General features: G+C 36.6%; 13 protein-coding genes. 12 read left to right on the forward strand and 1 reads right to left on the reverse strand.

The window, feature by feature from the left end; translation table 11 throughout:
* The 6 genes from F4V43_RS02550 (at position 1) to F4V43_RS02575 (ending at position 3,988) form a co-directional block, all read left to right on the forward strand.
* Positions 1-720 (forward strand): hypothetical protein, encoded by a 720-nt coding sequence (locus tag F4V43_RS02550; RefSeq protein WP_150456677.1) that lies wholly within the window; start codon positions 1-3, stop codon positions 718-720.
* A gap of 51 nt (positions 721-771) precedes the next feature.
* Positions 772-1,524 (forward strand): hypothetical protein, encoded by a 753-nt coding sequence (locus F4V43_RS02555; RefSeq protein ID WP_150456678.1) that lies wholly within the window; start codon positions 772-774, stop codon positions 1,522-1,524.
* A gap of 146 nt (positions 1,525-1,670) precedes the next feature.
* Positions 1,671-2,171, forward strand: coding sequence for a hypothetical protein (locus tag F4V43_RS02560; protein WP_150456679.1), 501 nt, complete (start codon positions 1,671-1,673; stop codon positions 2,169-2,171).
* Positions 2,155-2,634 carry a hypothetical protein gene (locus F4V43_RS02565; protein WP_150456680.1) on the forward strand — a complete coding sequence of 160 codons (480 nt, stop codon included), beginning with the start codon at positions 2,155-2,157 and terminating at the stop codon, positions 2,632-2,634. The genes F4V43_RS02560 and F4V43_RS02565 overlap by 17 nt, the downstream gene beginning before the upstream one ends.
* A 39-nt stretch (positions 2,635-2,673) precedes the next feature.
* Entirely contained in the window at positions 2,674-3,720 is a 1,047-nt protein-coding gene (locus tag F4V43_RS02570; protein ID WP_150456681.1) for a tyrosine-type recombinase/integrase, read from the forward strand.
* Complete coding sequence (locus F4V43_RS02575) at positions 3,710-3,988, forward strand: hypothetical protein (protein ID WP_150456682.1); 279 nt, start codon at positions 3,710-3,712, stop codon at positions 3,986-3,988. The genes F4V43_RS02570 and F4V43_RS02575 overlap by 11 nt, the downstream gene beginning before the upstream one ends.
* 49 nt (positions 3,989-4,037) lie before the next feature.
* On the opposite strand, the gene F4V43_RS02580 is transcribed toward F4V43_RS02575, so the two are convergent.
* Positions 4,038-4,628 carry a hypothetical protein gene (locus tag F4V43_RS02580; protein ID WP_150456683.1) on the reverse strand — a complete coding sequence of 197 codons (591 nt, stop codon included), beginning with the start codon at positions 4,626-4,628 and terminating at the stop codon, positions 4,038-4,040.
* Positions 4,629-4,798: 170 nt separating this feature from the next.
* Here F4V43_RS02580 and F4V43_RS02585 point away from each other — a divergent pair, with 170 nt between their 5' ends.
* From F4V43_RS02585 to F4V43_RS02610, 6 genes are all read left to right on the forward strand, one after another.
* Entirely contained in the window at positions 4,799-11,671 is a 6,873-nt protein-coding gene (locus F4V43_RS02585) for a phage tail tape measure protein (RefSeq protein WP_150456684.1), read from the forward strand.
* A 43-nt stretch (positions 11,672-11,714) separates the two neighbouring features.
* Positions 11,715-12,578 (forward strand): hypothetical protein, encoded by an 864-nt coding sequence (locus F4V43_RS02590; RefSeq protein WP_150456685.1) that lies wholly within the window; start codon positions 11,715-11,717, stop codon positions 12,576-12,578.
* Positions 12,578-13,756, forward strand: a complete 1,179-nt coding sequence (locus F4V43_RS02595; RefSeq protein ID WP_150456686.1) for a hypothetical protein — start codon at positions 12,578-12,580, stop codon at positions 13,754-13,756. The genes F4V43_RS02590 and F4V43_RS02595 overlap by 1 nt, the downstream gene beginning before the upstream one ends.
* Before the next feature lie 334 nt (positions 13,757-14,090).
* Positions 14,091-15,206 (forward strand): hypothetical protein, encoded by a 1,116-nt coding sequence (locus F4V43_RS02600; protein WP_191089450.1) that lies wholly within the window; start codon positions 14,091-14,093, stop codon positions 15,204-15,206.
* A 21-nt stretch (positions 15,207-15,227) separates the two neighbouring features.
* The gene (locus tag F4V43_RS19610; RefSeq protein WP_191089451.1) at positions 15,228-16,592 is read left to right on the forward strand and encodes a hypothetical protein; all 1,365 of its coding nucleotides are present in this window, start codon (positions 15,228-15,230) and stop codon (positions 16,590-16,592) included.
* A 367-nt stretch (positions 16,593-16,959) separates the two neighbouring features.
* Entirely contained in the window at positions 16,960-19,773 is a 2,814-nt protein-coding gene (locus tag F4V43_RS02610) for a fibronectin type III domain-containing protein (RefSeq protein ID WP_150456687.1), read from the forward strand.
* Positions 19,774-19,778 lie beyond the last annotated feature (5 nt).

The following is a 19,778-nucleotide window of genomic DNA, read 5'->3' on the forward strand; positions in this document are numbered from 1 at the left end:
ATGTCAGAATCATCTAATCTTATTTTTGGCAGACCTGACTACATTGAAGGAGTAGGATTAGTTTATCCTATTCGATTGAAAGATTACGATAGGTTCCAAGAGGTATCATCCGTTCTCTATTACTCAAAAAAACACTTTGGCGAAGAATATGATTCATTTTATCTCCTAGACCTGATTGTTTTGGGTTTACGAGAAGATTCAATAATTCACAGTCTTCAGGATATATTTCGGATTGTATGTAGAAATCCTGATGTTACTTTTTATTGGGTTAGCGATAGTGAATATGGATTTAAAATCGACGAAAATCACGAAATCAATAGAAGCAATTATGAAATCGTAAGAGCAGTAATAATGCACCAAAATATCATGATTGAGCAGAGGGTCTATAAAAGTAAACTTGCTCAGGAATGGGCTGAAAAAGCTTTAAAGGCGAAGTCTAAAAATGGAGTAAAGATACTGTTTGAAGACATAGTATCTACCGTTTCCGTTTATACAGGCAAGCACTATTGGGACTTAGAAAATTATACGATTTATCAATTACAGACTGATTATCATAGAATAAACAAATTAAAAGAGTATGATACTTCAATTCAAATTATGTGTGTAAGTGGTAAAGGTAACTTGGGTCATTTTTCCGAACATGTCGATCTCTTTAAAGATCCTTATGATGATGTGTTTATTGACAAAGAGCAATCAAAATTGGGTAGCGTTTTTGGATAAAGAGCGAAAAGCTCTTTTTTTATTTGTATAAATATTAGGAGGAAATAATAAATGGCACTAATCGCTGACGTTTTTGACGTTATCGTAAAATCCAAAGCAACTGGCGATGTAATTGGTACAACTACTCTATCCGAGGCTGGAATAGAAGTTAGTGTGCAAGAAAACGAAGTTCGCGCTGGTAAGGGTAATGCCCTTATTGCAACACTTCATGTTTCTAGAGATATTCAAATCAATTTAACAGATATGCAGTTTCGGTATGATTGGCTGGCCGCACAATTGGGTCAAGACATTAAGACTGGCGCTGGAGTAGCCTATTCTATGCCTAAGTGGTATACGGTTGCTACAGAATCGAGTAACAAAGTCATTACTCTCGATAACGCTCCAACGAATATTGACTCACTCGTTATTTATGATGCTTCTGGTGCAAAGCTGGTGAAGACAACGGACTTCACTTTGTCAACCAATAAAGTAACTATTCTTAAAGCAGGAATTGCCGCAGGAACAAAAGTTGAAGTACGAACCTATACATACGCTACACCGGCCAATACTCAAACAATTATGATTGACAATTCTGTGTTTGCTAAGGGCGTTGAAGTAATCCTCGAAACTGTTGAGATTGACAGCACAGAAAATATTACAGCTCGTCTGCAATATCAGTTTACTTCTGCGGTTCCAAGTGGCAACTTTACAGTTAGTACTCAATCTGAAAGAAACGCTGCTTCTCAGACATTCAATATGAAGGTTGTTAAGCCAGAAGATTCTACTGTTGTAGGACAAGTTGTTCGTATCCCTGTTGGGGCATGATAAATAAATAATAACCATAGGGAAAGTCGGCAAATTTGCTGTACTTTCCCTATTTTTTTCGATAAGGCATTAATTAGAGTTTTCCGAAATTAGAGACCTGTAATAAGTGTCTTATGACACAAAAATATAATGGGAGTGAAAACTGTATGGCAAAGAAGCTAACAGCGGCAGAGCTTAATAAACTTGGAGCAAAATATAATGAATTTAAAACTGTTACCATTGGTGAATATGAAATCCGTTTGCAGAAACTATTCCAAGAAACCAAAATTGAAAGCATTGTTCTTGAGTATTTAAGCTATCTTCAATTACTCAAAGAGCAACCTGAAGTTGACCTGGATTTGACTAAAGACACTCTCTCCATCCTTCATACCCTTGTGCTACGTGAATTCACAGACATTCCCGTTCCCAAGAAGAACAAAAAGACAAAGCCACTTAGTTATCTCGGATCACTAATTAAAGTTACACACATCTTGATTGATGAAGGGATTTACGTGGAACTGCTTAACAACATTTCAGATGAAGAAATTGCAAAAGTAGAAGCAAAATTGAATGCCACGGCTAAAACTGCCGGTCAGTTACTTGGTGAACTGGCGATTAAGAATGCTATTGAAGTTGAAGATGGTGTAGAAAATGAAATCGTTCAATAGTTTGAGTGAGTTACAAAAATATATTGGGACATCTCAGGGGCAACAGACAGTCATGGGAGATAAAGAAGTAAGAAGATCACTGAATGAAGCTGCGCAACTATTAGAAAAACTCTTATATGAACAACTTCAGGCTTATTATGATAGTTATACTCCAACAGTTTATGAGCGCACATATGGATTGTTAAATTCCCTGCGTATTTCCCCTATTACACAAGTAGGAAATGAACTACAGATTAATGTGTACTTTGATAGAAGTATGGCTACACATCCCTCTATTTTTGATGGTGAAGATGGATATGTAGCGAAGTTGCTTAATGATGGCTGGCAGTGGCGGAAAAATCCGGCTAATATTTATCGACTTTCTCGTTATGAAGGATTTCATTTCATTGAGAAGGCCATCGACGAGTTCAATTCAAGGAATCGTTGGGGATTCAAGATTAGTAAGAACGATGTAGCCAAGTAAATAAAGAGTTATTTTATTAAATCAGAAAGTGTGGTTAGTTTGGGTAGAAAGACATTTAAGAAAATTATCACTGATGAAGAACTAAGTAAACAATTCAATCCGGACAACGTAAAAATGGTCAACAGGTTTATTAAAGACAAAAATATGAAATGCTCGGATGGAACTATAAGGGGTTACGTAAGCGATCTAAATATCTTCTTTACCTGGAATCTCCTACATAACGATAATAAGTTCTTTGTGGATATTCGCAAAATTGAGTTCTCTGATTTTTTTAGCTATGGGATTGAAGAATTGCAGTGGAGTCCAAAACGGTTTGGGCGTATGAAATCTTGTCTAAGCAGTTTTTCAAACTTTATTGAGAATTATTTTGATGATGTGTATCCCAATTTCCGAAATGTGATTTTGAAGTCTATTGAGAATTTAAAGAACAATCCTGTTCGTGAAAAGACAGTGTTACTCGAAGAGCAAGTTGATGGTTTGCTAAATCATCTTGCAAACGAACTTAATAAACCTCAAGAAGCATGTTTGCTTGCTTTGGCAGCTAATAGTGGAGCTCGTGTTTCCGAGTTGCTTCGATTTACAACAAAGCTGATCGACGAGAATAATCTAGCATTTGAAGGCATGTTCCTTGAGACGACTAAAGAAATTAAGACTAAAGGTTTTGGCAAGCAAGGAAAGCTTTTATACAAATATATTCTGAAAGATAAATTCCTCCCCTACTATCGTGCTTGGCTGATTGAACGTGAAAAGATTATGCAGAAGACTGGTAAAACTCACGACTTTATTTTTATTAAGTCTAATGGAGAACCGGCTCAGGTAAGTACAGTTAGGAGCTGGAGCGAAAAATGGGAAGAATACCTTGGCGTTCCCTTCTACTTCCACTCTCTCAGGCACTACCTAGTGACAAACCTAACCCGAATCGGTATGGAGTCTGACTTCATTATTGATCTTGTTGGATGGTCCAGTACTGATATGTTCCGAATCTACAATGACTTGACTGCAAAAGATCGTAAATGGAAAGGCTTAGATAAATTGAAACAGCATGTTACAAAGACCGATGAAAAGGAATCCCCAAATGAAAGCTGAAATATATGGTATTGAAGTTGAAGGAACACCAGAAGAGATTGCATTGTTCAAAACAGAACTGGACAAGCAAAATAGGAATCCGTCTAAAGAAGTCAATGATATACTAAAAATGATATTATCGGAGAAAGACGACTTCAAGGCATACCCTCCATATTTTATCACTCCGTCTATAAATCCAATCATTTATGCTCAAGTTTGGTGTGGAGGGTTTTTAGATAGCGGTAGTGTGACATGTAAGCAAGATTCTAACGCCCAAATGTACAACTAATTAAATATGATAAAACTATCCTTTCACAGAAAAATGGAGAGGGACATTATCACCCCTCTCCTACCTTCTTCTCGTTTCGATTAATAATTACACTCATTATACTATGCCAATGCTGAATATTATCTATTGCCTCTTTGACACACGGATAATTGCTTTTCTGATTGTTGTTTTGTAAGAAGTTTATAATATGCACCGGTTTATTCAAATCATCAACTATAATTCTTAAGCTAAGTGATTTGATAATTGTGTTGGAAGTTTGTGTTCCAGACAATCCTCCAATAACCGCTCCTAATCCTCCGGCTAATACACCACCGACTAAAGCACCTCCAACTTGACTTCCACGAGATGTTTTAGTGATTGATGTATTATCTTGAAGTATTTCTGACTCGACTAAATCTGAGAAATTATACCGGAAGGCGTAGTCTTTGTAAGCAATAGCAATTTGGCTGAGGTTTTCATTAATAGTAATGATAGAGTCAACGGCGTCAAATCTTTGAGTGGAGGGGAAATCAGAGAATTTATTAAGACTGGCTTCCATATTGAAAACTTTTTCATCTCGATCTTTTTGAATACTTTTGCTTACTAAGCCAAACAACCAAACAACAACAAAAAAAGCGATTAAGACAATGATTATGAACATTATGTCTCCCCTTTACGATGAACCAGTTTTGATTACTTTACCATAAATTAACGAAAAAAATTAGTGAGTAATCTCATTTTATTAACTATAGAAAATAAATTCATATAAATTTCAATTGAAGCGACTCAATAGAGTTTGCTTCTTTTTATTTTATTAAGGAGTGAAATCTTGTGGCAAACGAACAACTTGGTATTCGTTTAGTCGGTGCCCTGAATATGGGCTCCAGTATAAAGTCGATTAACGATGATTTAAAGATTTTGGCAAAGCATCCTTCTCTCCAAAAATTAAAAATAAAAATTGATGTAGATCAAACGTTTGTTAAGTCTATTAACTCATTTATAGATGCAGCAAAAAAGTTAAATAGTAATCTAGATGCACAAAATAAAGTTGTAAAAGAAACTATAAATGAGTTTAGAAATTTAGACGGAACTATTACTATAACCACCAATCAATTGCTTGCAAATGGTGAAGTGATTGAAAAAAGTCGCACAAAGCACGATGCCAATAAAAAGGCAATCAATGAAGAGTCAAAAGCTTATGGTGAACAGCGAAAAACTTTAAAAGAACTCGAAGCATCATTAAATGGATATGAAAAATCCGCTCAAAAAGTCAACTATAATAAAAATGGTAAAATCAACAGTATCACAAATACATATAAAAATAACAATATCGGAAAAACCATAACTGTTAATACGGATGCAGACGGCTATGTAAATAATTACGTAAAATTATCAGAATATCTTAAGTTACAAGAAAACGCCTTGAAACATGAGCAGAACATTAATAAAGAAAGAGAACGGGTTTTAAAAGAAGAATATAACATTCGTAAGGCTATAGCGGATAAAAATTTAAAAGAAGAAGAACAACGCACAAAGGACTATATTTCTAACCTAAGAAAAGAGTATGAAGAAGAGCAGTCCCTGCTAAAAAGACAGGAGCTTGAAGATAAAACACATTATCTAGCCTTACAGCAAAATCAAAAACGCGATCAACAATACACGAACACCTTAGTTGAGTTACAGAATAAAATAAACAATGCTCGAGATAAATTAGGTAAAAACCCAATAGCAATTGATAACCTAAATCAGCTAGAAACTAAATTAAAGACAATCAAAAATATTGGCGACTTCAAATCTCCTCTTACTTCCTTAAGTAAAGAGTTAAAAGAAACAATCTCTTCGTTCAGTGAAGTTACAAAACATGCTCACACATTCGGAGATACCGTAAAGAAGGCCTTCAATAATATTTTGATTTACTCGGGTGTAGGTACTATCTTTTATGGACTTAGAGGAGCAATAGAATCCGGTGTTCAATATGTAATTGAATTGGACGGCGCAATGACGGATCTCAGAAAAGTGACGGATGAAACAGGGGATACTTATACTGATTTCATTGGGAGCGCAGAGAAAGTTGCAAACTCTATTGGTGGACTTACTATTAATGTAATTAAGAGTACCACCGAGTGGGCAAGGCTTGGCTATACGCTTTCCCAGGCCAAAACGCTTGCTCAACAGACTCTCGTTTATCAAAACGTGGGAGATATTGATAGCGCAGAAGAAGCCTCTACTCAACTTATTGCATCAATTAAAGGTTTTGGTATTCAGGTTGACGCACAAGGTAAAAATATTCAACATGTGGTTGATGTTTATAATGAAGTTGGAAATAAATTTGCCATTTCTACTGAGGGTATCGGTGAAGCCGTTCAACGATCTGCCTCTTCGTTGTCTGCTGCTGGAAATACGCTCGAAGAATCTGTTGCGATGATCACTGCTGCAAACTCAGTAGTCCAAGATCCTGCAAAAGTGGGTAATGCTTTGAAAACTGTTTCAATGCGCATAAGGGGTGTCTCAGAAGATGGTGAAGATCTCTCCGCCCTCCTTCCAACTCTTGAAAAGAAATTTGCTAACATTGGCTTGACTCTAAAAAAAGATGATAATACATTCAAAAATACATATGAGATTTTTTCGGATTTATCAAAGGTATGGTCAAGTCTAAACGATATTCAACAGGCAGATATCTTGGAACTGGTTGCAGGTAAGCAACAGGGGAATATTGTTTCAAGTATGTTGTCTAACTGGAAAGATGCTCAAGATTCTTTACAAACTGCTTTAAATTCTACTGGGTCAGCAGCCAGAGAAAATGAAAAGTATCTCAATAGTATTCAGGGAAAAATAAATCTATTGAAAAATGCCTTAGATGGTTTTTGGACAAAAAGCATAAATTCTTCGTTGGTTAAAGCAGTAATAGGCTTCCTGACTAATATGATTGAGAAAATGGATAACTTAGGGAATGTAGTCATATTACTCACAGGACTCTTCCTAACATTCAAGGCAAAAGCTATATCTGGCTTGATTACATCATTGGGAACTACTATTAAATCGTTATTTTCTACTACTTCCGCTTTACAAACAACGACCACTGTTGCTGAAGAAGCCACAATAGCAATGTCTGGTTTACAAAGAGCATTGGGGTGGCTTGGATTAGCTGTGACAGGATTTTCGATCCTTTATTCAGTTCTTCACGATTCCGAAACAACTTTAGAGAAGCAAAATAAGTTAATTGAGAAAACCAACAAAAAATATGACGAGCTTGGTAGTCAACTAAGCGATGTTCAAAACTACTATAAGCAAAATTATGACTCAATCAATAAAGATGCCGAAGTAAAGAATAAACTTTTTGAATTACAAAATCAATTGGTGGATTCATTTGGAAGCGAAGCAAAAGGTATTGACCTGGTGAATGGAAAATACGATGAACAAATTTCTAAACTTGAAGAACTCAATGGGAAAAAACTTGATGAAGAAATCAAAGCAAAACAAATAGGCGTAGATTCAATTAATCAAACCAAATACTCTATACCATCGCTTGGTAGTTCAACCGACTTAGGATATCAATTTAAGGATATATTTGGTGAAGCAAGCAAAGAATATTCCGTCCTACCTGGTTCAAGGGAATCAACCCTTGAACTAAAAGAATATTATAATGCTTTGTCTGACTTACAAGAAAAAATAATTAATCATAACACAGAGATTTTTTCTTCTCGGCAACTAATACCAAAAACGCCCAAAGAATGGGCAAATGCACTAAACACAGTTTCTGAGAAATTAGAAGAGATAGAGCCTCTGTACCAACAAATAAATGAGTTAGAGGATTTGAAAAAGAAAAAAATAGCAGAGTCAACGCTTCAACAGACGAAACTAAACGATACACAAAAGCAATTATTTACTTCAGTTAATGCCATCACTTCCAAGCAACCACTCGAATCTTACAGTAAAAACATTGAAGATATCATTGCTGTAGTGTCAAAATATAATGGCAAAAATCTAGCGGATATTATTTCCGATCTTGAAAAGATACCAGAGTTAAAGTCAAATCCTGATTTATACAAATCAATTGATGGCCTGAGAAAAGGATTTTCTACCACTTCAAATGAAGCGCAAACCTTCAAGGAAACAATAAACTCAATTAGTAAGGCAATGAAAACTTTGGAGTCGTCAGCTACTGCCACAGCAGATGAGATGAATAAGTTTTACGAGTCGATTGCTGGTGGACGCGATCAAGTAACTCTTCTCAATGAAGCACAAGCAGAATTAAAGAAAAATGGTTATCTATCTATTGATACGCTTCAAAAACTCACCAAAAACTTTGATGGATTTACTGATGTTCTTGGTGGTGGGACAACAGCTATCCTTTCTTTTCTTGAGGCACAAGAAACAGAAGCAAAGGGTACCATAACAGCCCAAAAAGAAAAAACTCAAGCCTTAATTCAAGCTACTTATGCCAGAATTCAAGCGATGCAATCCGAGATAGAGGCTATTGATACTCTTAATTCTGCTCAAAATCCCGATGATCTTGCTAAAGAAAAGATATCTTCCAAATGGGTCAAAGATGATGCTGTTCAAAAGTATAAAGAATTTGCTAACACTCTTTCCGATCAACTCAAAATTCTTGATTACATTGGCAAGGATTATGACGCTGCCGCGAAGTCTGCCAATGACGCAGATAAGTCCACTGACAAGTTTTCTGATTCAACATCTGATACTGTTGAGGTCCTTACTGAACTCCAAAAGAAACTTGAAGGTGTTAAAGATGCAATTGAAGCCCTAAATAATAAACAAGAGCGGATGAAGAAGGGTTCCCAAGAATACCGTAACTCTCTTCGTGAGGAAAACAAGCTATTACAGCAGCAAATTGACCTCAATAAAAAGGGGATCAAAGACCCTAGTCAACTCGTGTCTACCAAAATTACCACTACCACAAAAACAACTAATGGGTCTGATTCTGTATCTTCCGGTACAGGTGTTGATAGCTTAATAACTAATGCTCATTCTCTTCAGGGTAAGTTCACATATAAGCAAGTCTCGGGTGAGTTCAAGGGAACATATGATGAGTTCGTCGATAATGCTATCTCTGATTGTTCTCAGTTTGTCCAAGAGATGTATAAACAATATCTCAATGTTGATCTCCCACGAACTGCTGCCGAACAAGCAAAGAAAGGTACTCCTGTTAAGAAATCGGATTTACAATCTGGTGACTTGGTATATTTCAACACTACAGGAAAATCCGCTTCCCATGTCGGTATCTATACGGGCAATGGTAAGTTCATTCAGATGGGTAACTCAGGACTCAAAGAATCTGATCTGAACAGTTCTTATTGGGCTGATAAGTACGAGGGCGCTCGGAGGATTGTTGGAAGCACATCGTCTGGTGGCGTTAATAAAACAAAAACATCGACTAAAGGTTCCTCTGTTGAAGTTAAAACAGATGGTCCGACAGCAAAAGAAAAAACAGACGCAGCAAAAGCAGCAGAGAAAGAGAATCAAGATTTACTCAATCAGATTTATCAAAATAATCTGGATGAGATTAATGATTTAAGAAGCCAGTATGATTCGCTAATTCAAATTCAAGAAGATAAGAAACAGGCATCACAAGATAAACAGGCTACACTCGATCCCACTTCTGCCGAATGGAGACAAGAGAACAGTAAGCAAATGAATATCGACTCTGCCATCCAAGGATTGCGTAGTGAAGCTAAAGCCAAGTTAAAAGACTTACTCAAAGAATATGGAATTAGCTCTGCTGAATTTGATCGAATCATTAATCAATTTGGTTATGATAACGCCAACACTCAGATTGAAAAAATGAAGAAGTTGGGTGAAAATCTAAACTCTCAACTCGACTCCTACGACAGCAAGATATCTGATTACGGCAATGAAATTGATGTATCAAATGCCAAGCTTTCTAATATGGTTGAAGGTTCTGCTGAATATCGTAAGGAACTGTTGTCTCAGATTCCGATTATCCAAAAGCAGCAAGATTTACGCTCTGATGAGATCAAATTGATTCAACAACAGTTGGAAAACGACAAGCTGTTAGATGCCGATAAAGCACAACTCAGTGATCGTTTGCAGCAACTCACATTGGATTATGAAAATAATGCTGCTGCAATTAAGAATCTGAATAAATCAATCATTTCATTAGCAAACGATGCCCTATCTTCCCTATTTGACACTCTAAAAGAGTCGATTACACGCGAAGATGTACTCAATATTGACGAGTTTAATGATTCGATTGACTCCATTATTGCTTCACTGGATGCCGCTGATAAAAGTTATCTAACCAATGTTTCGTTTGTAGATACCACCTCCTCTACTCGCTCTTCTTTGGCTGATTATGCTTCAAAGGTTAAAGATATTGCTAATCAGGTTAAGACAGCTCTTAACTACTATCAGGATATGAGTACTGTTACCTTTGGCAATCTTTCCTCACTAGGTAGTCAAATCAATGCGCAGATGAGTATGGCTGCAAATCTAAAGTCACAACTAGAAGACAGCAACAACCAGATTAGAGATACTGAAGCACTTTATAAGAAGGAAGAAGCGGCTCTTGAAAATAACATCAAACTTCAAGAAGAGTACTATGACGCTCAGATTAAAGCACAGCAAGATAAATTAGATGCTCTTGATGAAGAGTACAGTAAAGAAGACCGAATTGCCTCTCTTAAAGAAGCAAACGATAACCTTGATAAAGCTTTAAATGATAAGCGTTACAGTTATATTACTGAAAACGGAGAAGAGATTCTTACCTACAACAAGGAACAAGTTGACGAGTTAACAAAGACCAGGGATGATCTGGTTCAGCAATATGAACGCGAAGACGTAAAGAATGCTATTCAGGATGAGATTGATAGACTAGAAGATGCAAAACAGAAGACGATTGATACTCTTAATGATGAATTGGAGATAACAAAAGAGATTCATCAGGCTAATTTAGACGCCCTTCAGTTGTATCAGTCCTCTATATCTTCAATTTATGATCGTTTGGTAACAGACACACAAGATAAACTTAGTCAGTTTCAAGCGGCTATCACAAAAGGCTTAGAGGATGGAACACTTTCTGCAACGGAAGGAACAACCGCATTAGAGATGGTGGTGACAGGATGGCAATCTACTTCGTTAGCTAACTGGCAATTATACATCCTACAAATCAAAGAAAAAATAGCGCTTATAAAATCTATTTATGCTGATTTAGCCTCTGCTGCTTCTTCTGCTTTGAATAACGTTCCTTCCCCTTCCATGTCTTCTTCAACTCCGCTTGATCCGGCTATTGTAGCCCGAATGGAAGCTGAGAAAAACGCAGTAATCTCAACACCAACTATGATTGAGTATCAGGAAGCCATCAAGAATAAAAAGTGGGACCCCCAGAAGGGACAATGGGTAACTTATCATACAGGTGGATATGCCGGTCAACCTCCACTTAAGCCTGGGGAAGTCCCCGCTGTTCTAAAAGAAGGCGAATTAACTCTAACCGAAAAACTACAACAACGGTTGAAGAGTTTATTTGAAATTCCGTTAAGCATAGTTGATAATGTAAAGCCGATCATTTCTAACTCTCTTGCCTCTGCCAATTCAGCATTACGAAGTGTATCTAGTGGTGGAGTTGCAAGTGCAGATACCAACTATTATCTAAGCGACTTTACAATTGTAGCAAACAACCCTATGGAACTGTTCCAAGGAATTAAACGCCATATTAACTCTAGATAAGAGAGGGTTCTTCCCTCTCTTATTTTATATTGAGGTGAAATAAATGACTGTAATCGGTCTAGATTTTTACGGCACACAATTTTTCCGTTCGCCTGGCAGTGTTTTAAAAAATATTTCTTATGTAGAGATGAAAAATTGTATTGTGGACGAGTTTTCTATTAGAGAGAACACAGAAAATGTTAATACTTCTCCCGATAAGGACGAATGGGATATTGACACTAAAGCTATATTTCAATTTCTTGGTGATCTGGAAGGTGGCAATATCCAGAATAGTGGCCTAAAAATTGTAAGTTTCCAAATCAGACGGAGAAAAGCCAATGAACTAAACGGTTACACTCTTGATACCGTTAAATTCATCAATGGAGAAACTATTGAATACACAGACTACACACAGAGCAACGAAGAATATATATATAGTATCGTTCCATTAGCTGAAAATGCTCTAGATGGTAAAAGTATTAGCATAAAAACTTCTAGTGATTTTACTGGGTTCTGGTTAATTGATAAAACAAATAATATTAGCTTACCATTCGATAAGTCCATTGGCGATGTCGGTGATATTGAAACTTCTTTAAATCAAGGAAGAACAGTTATTGAAACACTATCCAAATATCCGTCCATTTTTTATTCAGAAGGTGAGTTTCATGAGTTCGAGTTAGAAACCGTTATTATCCCTTCTGAATTTGAACGCTCAGGTATCAAATATGAAGAATTCATTAACTCAATTATTAAAGAACACCGTCCATTTCTAATTAAATCTTCAAATGGGAAAATGTTTGTATGTGATGTGCACTCTCCTACATTCTCCACACCTAAAAATACTTGGAAAGGCTATGATTATGGCGTTCTGAAGATTTCTTGTACTGAAATTGGTGGATATGATGAATATATGAGGGGTGAAATCTAATGCTCCCATGTTCTGCCGATTTTTTAAAAGCTTTAAAATCACCAATAAAAGAAGCATATTTAAAATTTGAGTTCTATGATTACAAAATGAATTACATAAACGAGTATACCAAATATGTAACTAAAAATGATTTGGGCTCCATAAGCGTCGATAGCAATCGCTCAGTGACAAGAAACTTTTCCTTTGCGTTAAATAATAAGAAGAATGAGTTTACATTTGGAGAAAATCAACTTGTATTTTTAGATAAACGCTTAAAACTCTTTATTGGTCTTAAATTGAGAAATGGGACGATTGAGTGGATTCCTCAAGGTGTTTATCTATTAACTGATCTTCAGGATTCTCATACTAAAGATGGAAAAATCACGACTATTAGTGGGCAAGATAAGGGTTATCTATTCACAGGTAATCGAGGGAAACTAAAAACACAAACAACATTAGAAGTGGGCTTGAATATTGGAACGGCAATTAAGATGCTTGCGGGAAAAGTTGGAGAAACTATGTTTAATTTTGATACTGTGACTTCAACCGTTCCATATGCACTGACGTATGATGCTGGTAGTGATCTGTGGTCGGCTATAACAGAACTCGCCGATTTAGCTAAATGTAGAGTTTACTATGATGTTTATGGATATTTGAGGCTTAAAAATATTGACTTAAACAGCTTTGAAACAGAGCCTTCAAGCTGGAGCTATAAGTATGGTGACATAAACGAAAAATTCTATGCAGGCAACGTAAGAAAGCTAGACGAATCTAACCTTGCCAATCATATTGTGGTTTATGGTGGTAGCGGGGGAACCGCTAGTTCTCGTTATGAGCTCATTGTAACTGAATCCAATCCACTATGGAAAGATAGTCCCTATACAATTGAGAAAATAGGAGACTTGTTATATGGACACAATGATTTCAATCCAGATCCTTTACTTGATGCAAATAGTTGCCTCTGGAGAGCTAAATATGAATTGATGAAACGTCTTTCATATACAGAGCGCTTGACTCTAAATATCTCTCCTAATTATCTCCATGATATTAATGATGTTATTACTATTGAAGATCATGAAAATAATTTATATGGTGATAAATATTTAATTGAGAGTTTTTCCATTCCTTTAAAGGCTGACATAATGCAAATAGAATGCTTGAGATATAGAAAAGTTATTGAAAACTGGAACTTTATATAACGGGGTGATTGGATTAGATGTCTCTTGATATGGATCAGCAATACGTTATCAATATGGTTAGTAAAATTGTTGAACAAGAACTTGATAAAAGGAATCTTTTAAAAGGTAATTGGCAGCTTGGGAAAGTTGACTCTGTTATATCCTCTACTCGTCTTAAAGTTTTTATTAATGGGTCTTCTGTGTCACAAGAAATTAGCTGCAACCCTGATGTTAACTTTCAGCCGGGGAATCATGTGTGGGTCATCTACGCGAATGGTTCACTTCTCGATAAATTTGTTTTATGTCGAAGGGGAATTTAGCTCTATTAGCTATCAGAAAGGAGAAAATTAAATAAGTGTCAATTCAAAGGCCATATGCCATCAGCATTAGAGGACAAACGATAGATGCTAATGACTCAAACTTAATATCTTGGCAAGTTACTGGCGATCTTAGTTATGCTTATCAGGTAAGAATATATAATAATTATGACAATACTTTGAAATATGATAGTGGTAAGCTAACTTCTTTTTCCATTTCTCATATAGTCCCATCTGCCAGTATTACAAATGGATCAGAGTACAAAATTAATATTACAATTTGGAATCAGTCTGGATTAAGTATCACTAGCGACTCCGAAATATTTCAAACTTCTTCAAGACCGGTGATTACTATCCCCCCTATTCCCTTAATCACCTCCCCCTCTTATTTGTTTAGTGCTAATTATGTTCAAGCGGAAAATTCGCCCTCTCGATCATGGATTGTGTATCTATACAATGACGAGAAGGTGAAGATCGCCGAATCAAATATTAGTACTAAGTCGCCTATAGAGTACATATTCAGTGAACTACAAAGCAATGTTTCTTATTATGTTGAGTTCCAAGTTACATCGGTTAAAGGTCTAACGGGTACAAGCGGCTTAGTTAAATTTACAGTCTCCTACACTCAACCCAATATCAAATTAAATCTGACAGCAGAAAACACTGACGATGCCGGAATTAAAATCTCCTGGAAGACGATTCAAGTATTGGGAAAGACAAAATCGGCCCCGTTCTTTATTAATGGCGAAGAGTTAGACCTTAGAAACAATGTATTCTTTCTTGATGATATCTCCATGTTTAATATTGAGGATGACTTCACACTTAAAATGTGGTTTCGAGATATGGTATTAAATCAAAGTCTCATTGTTTTAAAAAGCAATAATGGAAGCATGACACTTTTATATTCTGATAAAGATAATAGATTTCATTTATTTAAAGAACAAAGTAACTTTAAGTCTCATTATGTAAGCAATTCTCTTCAGGGGAATAGCTTCTTTGTTTGTATCCAGCAAATTTCAGGCGATATGAACATAGTGGCAACCCTTTATAATGATGATTCTGACCACACAGCAAGGATAAATAACCTACAACTTTATTCAGATTCAATCTTAGGGGGAGATGACATTACTCCCAATATCGCTTTAGATGCATAAATAACAGGAGTGATTATATAGATGGCGAATTTATCAAATTTCCCGAGTAGTATTGACCAGTTTGAGTACAGATATGAGATTTCAGCATCCCAAGTTCCAAATATGCTTCGTTTTCAAGAGTTAAAATTGAAAGCGAATCGTTCGACATCAGAAGAGGCAGAGCTTAACTCATTAATCACAACTCTGAGATCATACCTCATCTCATCTGAAGACTGGAACAAGTTTCAAGATGCTTTGGTTAATATGCAGATTTTCATTAAGGATGGCGTTGATGATTACATTCTCGCTAAACAAAACGAGTATAACAGCACATTAGTAACGGCTAAAAATGTGATTCAAAATGAGAAAAATAATGCTCTTGTAGCTATAGATAGTAAACTAAACGCGGTAATTTTATACCTAGACAGCACGGCAGCAGGTTCATTAAGAAATGATATCGGTGTGATGGGAAGCCTTGTCACCAATCAAAAAGAATCCCTTGTGGGAGCAGTTAATGAAGTACAAAGCAATGTGATTTCTGTAGACTCTGCTCTCTCTAATCATTCTGCTTCCAACTCTAAACATGTTCCCCATCTTGGAACAACCACTAATTCAGGCGATGCGTTTTCTATCACTACATCAGAAAACATCGCATCTAATCAGAAATTCACAATCAAATTTAACGTTGCGTCATCATCTTCTCCCACACTGAAAATTAACAATGGAGTTGCTGGTGCAATTAAGAAGCAAAATGGAAACGCAGCTAAATTGTATGCCAGTGTATATACACTATTTTGGGATGGCACAAATTTTATCCTATTGGGTGAAGGAGGTGAGTATGGAAATGTAACTGCTGACAAAGTGCTAGTAGGTAATACTTTTGGCACAGAAAACGGCGTTATTAGTGGAACTATGATTAATCGTAGCATAGAAGGTAACTTGGCAGCGACTAATACGGTTTCTACATCGGCTGGTGGTATATGGCACCTAGTTCCAGAGGGATATTACAACGGGACTATCCGTGTGGGAGCTTCTGATCCTGATCTGGTACCCGCTAATATTCGAGCGGGCACTAATGTATTCGATATCATCGGAACATTAACGCCTAATAGACCCATTCAAGGGGTCACTTCTAGTATCGACATTCAGGCTAATGGTATGTATATTTTAGGAAGTAAATTAACCGATGCTCAGTATGCTGTCTTCGTAATGGTAACGGACAATATTACAGGCAAAAGAAGTTGGGCATTCAAAGCGGATCAAGGCTCATTTTCATCTGTTAGTTTTTATTTGACTTCAGAAGAAAACGCCCCTGTGGAATGGAGAAATACAGGATGGGGTGTTCGCTTGTACAACAATACCAATGTAACTCGCACCGTCACATATATTTCATTGTACAGAGATTAGAGAAGTTAAATTTACCTTTCTTTAAATTAATAAGTATATAAAGAGAAATGGAAAGGAAGAATTTTTATGTCTTATCGAATTGGAAGTGGATTCTTAGCATCACCCGGATTGGAGACATCGGTGGCTAACTTGGAAGTAATCCCCTCTCCTCCTCCTAGTTGGACAGTTGGGTATTCGCTATACAAATTTACACTCATGAATGATGATGATTGTCGTGTCTTATTAAACAATGATCCTAATCCAAAGTTTATTAGAGCGGGACAAGGATTAAATATTTCAGAAATAGACGTACCCATTACATCTTTGAAGTTTATAGAGTCGGGAGTTACGTTTAATTGGTTCGGAGCTTATTAAAGGAGGAAATTTTTTGGGTTTTTTTCTAGGTTCAATGGGCGGTAGCGCTATTACATTTAAGAGAGCATATGATCCTTCACTGGCGTACAAAAAGAATGATACGGTTTCTTTATCGGGTTCGATCTACATATGTATTAAAAACGCACCAGCCGGTATCTCTCCTACTAACAATACTTATTGGGATATTTATCAGGCTGCTGGTTCAGCAAGTACAGCAATTGATGATAGCAATATTAATACAACTGCCTCTACTCTTTCAGCAAGCAAAATAAATGAGTTAATCTCGTCTAAGACAGTGGCACTAGAAGACTTGTCTGATGTTAATACAACAAATAAAACCAACAATAATGTGCTTGCATATGATATGCCTTCTGATTCTTACGTATTAAAAACTCCAAATACTAGTTCATCTATGAGTTCCCTAGAAACAGAGTTTACCATAAAGGACACATGGACAACAGTTGGAATCAGAAATATGCCTCAACCTATGTATCGACTTTTTGTAGTAAACTTAGGTACGGACAAAGTTACGTTTAAGGTAAATGGCATGACCATTAACGTCTTACCAAACGAAGAATTTGATGAAGTACTTAATCCTTTTACTACTGTAGAGATTGTTTCAGGAACGTTTTTCGCAAAAGCTTACGCTCTCCGATCTGGTTCACCATACCCCAAATACGTGTTAAAAGATTACTTTGATGGCGATACTGGACAGGAAAGAATGTTTACTGGGGCCGCATTTAGTCTGACTGTTTGTAATGATGGATACTCTGATCTACTTTTCACAGCCAATGACCTTGTTTTTGTTGTAGCGGCAAGAAGTATTGAGGAAGAATTTTTAGAGGGATTCACCTCTGTTTCAGTGAATTCTAATTCTCCTTATCGCGTGCTAGTCAAAGGTCTTCTAACTGATACAATTTCGGGCTATTTCCCAGATAACACAGCTCCTAATGAAATAACCTATCTCCATTCGTCTGTTGTAACAGCTACCTCAGCTACTATAGAGTGGACATCTTCTAACTCAATTGATATCGATCATTATGAGATATATAGTTATCAAAGTAAAATCGGCACAACTAAAAATAACAACTATACAATCACCGGATTAACCGAAAAAACTTCTTACAATATTACAGTTAAATCTGTTGATAAATCGGGGAATGTTTCGTCTGGAGTTACTTTTACTCTTCTCACTTCCGATATCACTCCTCCGGCCAACGTAACGAATCTAGCTGCCAGTTCAATCACCCAAAATTCTGTTATGTTAAATTGGACAGGGTCAAGTAGCACAGATACTTCGGGATATGATATTTATAATAGTTCTTCGTATGTTGGGACTACTACGGTAACCAATTACACCTTGACCGGCTTAACAGCAGGGACGAATTATACGTTCAATGTAAAAGCTAAAGACTCAAGTGGTAATATTTCTTCGGGTAGTTCTATTTCTGTAACCACTAGTGTGCAAGTAGTTGATTCTACTCCTCCTACATTAACCTTTAATCCTCCACCTGGGCTATATAATGCTAGTAAAACCGTTTCTATCTCTCCAAATGAGTCGTCAAAAATCTACTATACAACAGATGGTTCTACTCCCACAGTATCTAGCACCCTCTATTCTTCTCCAATTAACACTGGAACAGTAGGTCCCTTCTCGATTAAAGCAATCGGCGTAGATGACGCAGGTAATGTAAGTACTGTCTATACTGCCACATACACATTCGATATGGTCGTACCTTCGGTAACATTAAATGCCTCCCCTGGTTGGACTTACAATACGGCAAGTGTCACCGTATCTATGACTTCTAGCAAGGTGGGAGGAGTGATATATTATACACTTGATGGCACAGCACCTAATACATCAAGTTCAATTTATACTAGCCCTCTTTCATTGACAGGCAACAAACCTGTGAAAGCAATTGTAAAAGATCCTGCTGGGAACATATCTTCAGTGGCCTCTAGTTCCATAGTTTATGACATTACTCCTCCAGGGGCTCCCACTGTATCTGATATCTCAGATATTAAAGATACTAGTGCTGTCATTAAATATGATTCATTGGATGCTCGAACGATGTTCATCTATTCAGATTCGGGGTATATTGATGGCACAACACAGATGGTAAGCAATATTAAACAGGCAAGACTTTTAGGATTGCCTAAAAATAATACTACGAATGTTTATCTTAAGTCTGTTGATGAGGCCGGAAACATTTCTTACCAAACTTCGGTTGCACTTACAACCACTAACTTAGGTACAACTCCTACAGATGGTACCGTAAACGATGCTTCTTTGAAAGTCTGGGGAGAAAATTTAAGTGCACTTCCGCTTGGATGCAATTTCTTACATAACCCACAAAACTATTTCGTGGGCAATGGTGACTTTACTTTTACATATACGGGTATTATTCCTAAATACTCAAGCGTACTTCATTATAATTCACCTGTCTCTGGTCTCAATAATACAAATAAATTGTATATTAAAATGGATGGCAGTAGCACGATAAGTTGGTACTTAAAGACTATCGATAATAGCAATAGTACTACAAAAGATTACGGCGGGCAGTCTTCTGTTGTTTCTAATAGCGAAAACGTTCACATCGTCCTACTCCGAAGAGGCACATCGCTTATCTTTAAAGTGAATAACATTATAGTATCATCCCTTACGATTCCCTCCACTCATGAACTTTTCCCTTCAACTACAAATGATTCACCGTGTTTAATCGGAGGCGCTATATTGAGCGGCACCTCTTTGGTCAAACACTTCGCTATTTACAATCGTGGTCTCACAGATACCGAATTAACTCAAAACTATAATGTCTTGAAGTAACCCAA

It is taken from the genome of Paenibacillus spiritus (genome assembly GCF_008710135.1).
GTDB lineage: Bacteria > Bacillota > Bacilli > Paenibacillales > Paenibacillaceae > Paenibacillus_AQ > Paenibacillus_AQ glufosinatiresistens.